The 1,676-nt window shown below is 44.3% G+C and carries 1 protein-coding gene; it reads left to right on the top strand.

Annotated elements, in window-relative coordinates; all coding sequences use genetic code 11:
• The coding region (locus DWW10_RS25800; protein WP_118487425.1) for an AAA family ATPase at positions 1–1,507 on the top strand (1,507 nt) is incomplete at its 5' end.
• Positions 1,508–1,676 lie beyond the last annotated feature (169 nt).

Raw genomic sequence — 1,676 nt, 5'->3', positions numbered from 1 at the left:
GACAAAGCGGCATAACAGCTACATGGTTTTGCGATTCAATTTCTCTGCAATCAGTTCGAAGTTGGAGGATGTGGAGCGTTCGTTCTGCGAGTATTGCTGCATGGTGATGAAGAATTTCATCCTGAAATACGAACACCTGTTGGGCAGTGATATTTGGAAGGTTGTCAATCCTGATGAAACCAATCCGAGACAGATGTTGGCTGCTCTTAAGGAATACGTCAGCCGTACGGACTGCCCGCGCATTTACCTGTTGATTGACGAATATGATAACTTTACCAATACCATCCTTTCTTCTTATGGGCAGGAGCGTTATCGGGAAAAGACACATGGTGAGGGTTTTATCCGTGGTTTCTTCAACAATATTAAAGATTCCACTTCCAATGCCGGTGCCGCCGTGGAGCGTCTTTTCATTACGGGAGTGAGTCCCATTACGATGGATGACGTGACGAGCGGTTTCAATATCGGCACGAATATCAGCATGTTGCCGCAATTTAATGACATCATCGGTTTCAGCGAAGATGAAGTACGGGAGATGATTACCTATTACAAAGATGAAAACGCACTTCCGGCAGATGTTACGGTGGACGAGTTGGTGGAACTGATGAAGCCATGGTATGATAATTACTGCTTCTCGGAAGATAGTTTGGAAGAGCGCATGTTCAATTCGGATATGACACTCTACTTCCTTAACAATTATCTGCAACTGGGCAAAGTACCCAAAATGATGGTTGACAACAATATCCGTACGGATTACAGTAAGCTCCGTCATCTGATACAGATAGACAAGACATTCGGTGTGAACGCTTCTGTCATCCAGCAGATTGTAGCCGAAGGTAGTATCACAGTACAGATTGCCACTTCCTTTCCGGCTGAAAAGATGACTGATACTGAGAACTTCAAAAGCTTGCTGTTCTATTTCGGAATGCTATCCATACAAGGTGTTTACCGTGGGACTCCTGTACTTGGAATCCCCAACTTGACTGTGCGTGAACAACTTTATACTTACCTGGTGGAAGCCTATAGTAAAGCATCTATTTTTAATGTAGACATTAGCCATTTTTCTTCTTTGGTCATGGAGATGGCTTATGACGGCAAATGGGAGTCCGTTTTTCGCTTCTTCGCCCGCGAACTGGAACGTCAAAGCGCCATCCGTGAGTTCATAGATGGAGAGGCCCATATCAAAGGCTTTCTGTTGGCTTATTTAGGACTGACGCAGGGATATGTTCTTTTTCCCGAACACGAATCTTCCAAAGGTTATGCCGATTTCTACATGATGCCGGATCTACTGCACCAGCCGGATATTGCCTATAGCTATATTGTAGAGGTGAAATACGCCAAGCGTGATGCTTCGGAGGGAGAGATTACTGCTTTGAAGAAGGAAGCGGCTGAACAGCTGGTGCGTTATGCAGCGGATGAAAAGGTGCTTCGCACCAAAGGTGGAACGAAACTGGAACTCATCACGCTGGTGTTCAAGGGTTGGGAACTGATTATTGCAGAAAAATTGTGATATTGTTATTGAGTCATCATTCCATAAGGGAGCGGGTATAGAATCCGCTCCTTTTTTGCTTAATACATTTAGGGTTTCTCAGGACATGTGTCAGCTAGAAAACATGAGATTATTTAGCGGTTGATTGTAAGCTTCTTTTTTGTTGCTGGTGTCTGATAATGGTGCTATT

The organism is Bacteroides intestinalis (assembly GCF_003464595.1).
Taxonomy (GTDB): domain Bacteria; phylum Bacteroidota; class Bacteroidia; order Bacteroidales; family Bacteroidaceae; genus Bacteroides; species Bacteroides intestinalis_A.
The sequence above is the reverse complement of the archived record's forward strand: the minus strand, read 5'-3'. Positions and strand labels throughout refer to the sequence as shown.